General features: G+C 68.6%; 2 protein-coding genes and 2 pseudogenes. 1 reads left to right on the top strand and 3 read right to left on the bottom strand.

What is annotated here, in order from left to right; all coding sequences use genetic code 11:
• Window positions 1-676 precede the first annotated feature (676 nt).
• Window positions 677-934, bottom strand: a complete 258-nt coding sequence (locus AB0D66_RS34280; protein ID WP_362311061.1) for a DUF6221 family protein — start codon at window positions 932-934, stop codon at window positions 677-679.
• A gap of 262 nt (window positions 935-1,196) precedes the next feature.
• Window positions 1,197-1,519, bottom strand: a pseudogene (locus AB0D66_RS34275) (ISAzo13 family transposase); the annotation flags it as partial.
• Window positions 1,520-1,779: 260 nt separating this feature from the next.
• On the opposite strand from AB0D66_RS34275, the gene AB0D66_RS34270 reads away from it, so the two are divergent.
• Window positions 1,780-2,295: a hypothetical protein gene (locus tag AB0D66_RS34270; RefSeq protein WP_362311060.1), complete on the top strand. Its 516-nt coding sequence runs from the start codon at window positions 1,780-1,782 to the stop codon at window positions 2,293-2,295.
• A gap of 813 nt (window positions 2,296-3,108) precedes the next feature.
• Here AB0D66_RS34270 and AB0D66_RS34265 read toward each other — a convergent pair.
• Window positions 3,109-3,237, bottom strand: a pseudogene (locus AB0D66_RS34265) (IS3 family transposase); the annotation flags it as partial.
• Window positions 3,238-3,455: the final 218 nt, after the last annotated feature.

Here is a 3,455-nt window from a genome sequence, read left to right as displayed (position 1 = left end):
CCGTTCTTCCTCTTCCTCGCCGGCCCCCCCGCCCCCCTTTCCCCCCCCACCCCCCCCCCCCCCCCCGGGCCGCGCGGCGCCCCCCCCCCCCGGCCCCCCCCCCCCCCGCCGAGACCGCGTCGGCGCGCGTCGACGGCGCCGCATCCGGCATCACCGGGTCGTCCGCGAGCGCGACCAGAGCGACGGTGAAGTGCCGGCGAACGTCCTCCGCCCGGCCGGCGAACGCCCGGAACCAGCCACGGACCGTGCCCTCAGCCAAGCCCAGATGAGCGGAGATCTGACGGTGGCCCATACCCAACGCGGCTATCTCCAGTCCGGTCCCGATCACCACGGCCGCATCCGCCCGCCTCGGCCAGAGAACCTCCGCCAGTAGCATGTGCGTGACCTTGCAGCCTGAGCAACGCGTACGACGTGGCCGCAGAAACAGCCGGGCCCCGAGATCACCCCGGATCTCCCGCGGTCGGCCATGACCCCACGGCGCCAAAACCGCCCCCACACGCCGGACAAGTCAGCCGACCCTGCCGAAGCTGACGCTCAACCAACAGCCCGTCCGAGTCGACAACCAGCACCGACACCTCCGCCTGACCTGCAACGATCAGCCGGAATCTCTCCAAACGGGCGGGTGATCACGCCCGGATCGCCTGGTCAGTCGCCTAGGGCCTGGCTTCTTGAACGGCTATGGGCGCCATTCCTGGCGGTAGGCGGGGTGGCCGGCGTATGACTGGGCAAGGACTCGGAGTGCGTATGCCAGGCCGGCCGAGCGGGAGTCCGATGCGTCCATGGCCTTGTAGTCGTGCGCCAATTGCTCGGTCAGGTCGAGCATGGGGAGATGGCTGTCGAGATGAGCCTCGCCGCCCAGAGTGTCGGCCACGTAGGCATAGGCGTGGTTGTCGTCCATGATACGTGCGACCAGGAACTTCACAGGATCGTCCATATGGCCATCTTCGCGGGCAATGCACCTCGGCGGTCAAGCGGCTGTCCAGATGAGGACGGCGGTGAGATGGAGTGCGGCCTGGTAGGCGATGGCGCTTCGTTTTCACCGTGTCGTCGCACACGAAGCGCCATCAGACTGCCCGTCGAGATCAACGTTCGTGTTCACCAGGAACGTCGCGAGCCTTCACGTACGTGCTCACGTTGAGAGTCGCCCAACACCGGGTCAGCTCCGCTGCCAGCTTCCGGGTCGACTTCGTTGTCTACCGCAGCGGCGACATCGGATCACCCCGCTCATCGGGCTCTACCAACGCAAGCAGAGCCCGACGCAGCCCCGGATCAAGGTCCACGGCCTTCTTCCGGCCACCACCAGCCCCAACAGAGCTTGACCTGAGGCCGGTTCAGCCACACCGCGCGAGACCGTGCCCTCCCGAACGCCGGCCGCGTCAGCGCCCGGTCTGATCCCACCATTCCCCAGCGACAGTGCTTCCGCCCCTGTGGCCAGCCGACGCTGACGCTCGTCCAGATGCGGCAACAACACCTGGGATTTCGCCGCCAGGACACCCTCGGCCCCCTCCGGGCTCCCTATACCAGAACAACGAGCCCGCCGGCTGGGAGCCACGACCCATTTCCCGGCAAGCCCTGAGAACTCATAACAGGTCCTGGCCGAAAACAGGCCCCGGCGCTTGGCCGTCTGCTCACTCGAGGCCGTCCTCGCGCGCTCGGACGCATCCACGTCGGCGGCCAACCCGGACCCGGCGCAGGCGCAGACGGAGCGGCCGAGGAGGCCCCTTCCCGGGGACGGTCCGCGGCTCTCGCAGTGCGGTGAGCTTGGGCATACTGCTGGCCATGACGCCACCGCTGCCTGTCCGCCTGCATCTCATGATCACGTTCGTGGTGTCGGGGACCGGGACGCTGGCGGGAGCCGTGCTTGGTCTGGCCCTGTCCGGCCGCATGCTGGCCCTGATCTGTGCCGGGGCCGGCGCCCTCGGAGCGGCGACGTGGGCGCTGCTCTCGCGCCGCCAGACCGTCAGCTTTTTCAAGGAACTGCTTCGGCCCGCCGCGGAGGTCCCCCGGCCGGTCGACGGGGATTCGGAAGGTCTCGCCGACAACGTGGTGGTGGGCCTGTGCCTGTACCACGCCGCGGTGTTCCCCCTGGCGCAAGACGGGGTGAGCGCCGCGGAGCTCGCCGCCCGTCGGACGGTGGCCTACCGGCTCTCCGCGGAGGAGGGCCTGCCGCGCGAGATCCAGGTCTCGGCGGCTGCGGCCCTGGAAGCCATAGACCAGGGGAACGACGAAGCGCGGGCGGCAGAGGCGCTGGGTGACCTGCGGGTCACGGTGTACGAGCACCGCGGCAGCCGGTAGGCCCGGCGGGCAGGATTACACGGTAAGGGGGCCCAGGATCAGAGCAAGCCGTCGGGTGGGGGCATAAGCCGGTCCAGGCCGAGGATGCTCGTGGTCTGGTCGAGAACCCGTGGCCAGTCTGGGGGCGTGTGGGTGCGAGGTGTCGGGCGAGGGCGACGGTCTCGGAGCAGATGACCGCGTCACGTCCGGCAAGGCCCAGGATGCGCCGCCTGTGGGTGGGGGGTTGTTGGCCGCGAGGTGTGCGAGGCGGGTTTGCCAGCGCCGGCTGAGGCGCTGTTGGTGGTCGTACCAGCGGGTGGTGATCGCGGCGGTCCCCTGGTAGGCGGCGTCGGGCCGGCGCGCGAGACGTTGTGGGCGTGGCCCGGGGCAGCGACGGGGCCTCCGATGACAGGAGTGTCGTCACGCCGCTCGAGAGAGCCGTGGCACACATCAAGAGTTGACGGCCCTTCCAAAAGGCCGGTTGCAGACCCAGTTCGGGCTGGCTCATTGTGTGGGCTCAGCGTGACCGCCGGACCGCACTTGCTGCCTGGATCGTGCCCTGGACCTCACCCACACCGGTCCTTTGATCCTGTCGGCCGGGTACCAAACCCCCGAAGGCATCCGGCGGCTCGGCGCCAAGCGCCTGACCACCCTGGCTTCGCAACCGCAGCGTCCGCAACCGCGACCACCCTTCTAGGCCGCTGAACGTCAGCACACCAGCCTGCCCGGAGAAAGTTTGACCGCTCAGATGGTGCACGCACTGGCGAAGGACGTGTTGAGCCTCAACCCGCGCATCGCCGAGGGGACTGGTGCATGTTCGGGTGACAGGTTCAGTCACGCGGCCCGGAGGGCCGGTGTCGTCATGGCCGTCTCGTATTCGACGGGGGTCAGGCTGCCGAGTGCGGTTTGTCGGCGGCGTCGGTGGTAGGTCCGCTCGATCCACGTCACGATCGCCATCCGCAAGTTCCTCTCGGGTGGTCCAGCGCCGGCGGTTGTCCGCGTACTTCTCTGTGTGGCTCTGGCGAGATTTGCGTAGGCGGAGATCATTTCGGCGATGCGGTCGGTCGACCCGCAGTGCGGGCAGCGTGTGACTGTGCTCTGTTGAAGTGGTCAGTCTGTTACCGCAGTTGTCTGATGTGTTGGTGATCTCGGTCGAGGTCTCTGATGCTGTCGTGGTGGTC

The sequence above is a fragment of the Streptomyces sp. NPDC048270 genome (assembly GCF_040652335.1).
GTDB lineage: Bacteria > Actinomycetota > Actinomycetes > Streptomycetales > Streptomycetaceae > Streptomyces.
Note: the sequence above shows the minus strand (reverse complement) of the source record. Positions and strands in the feature narration are given on the sequence as shown.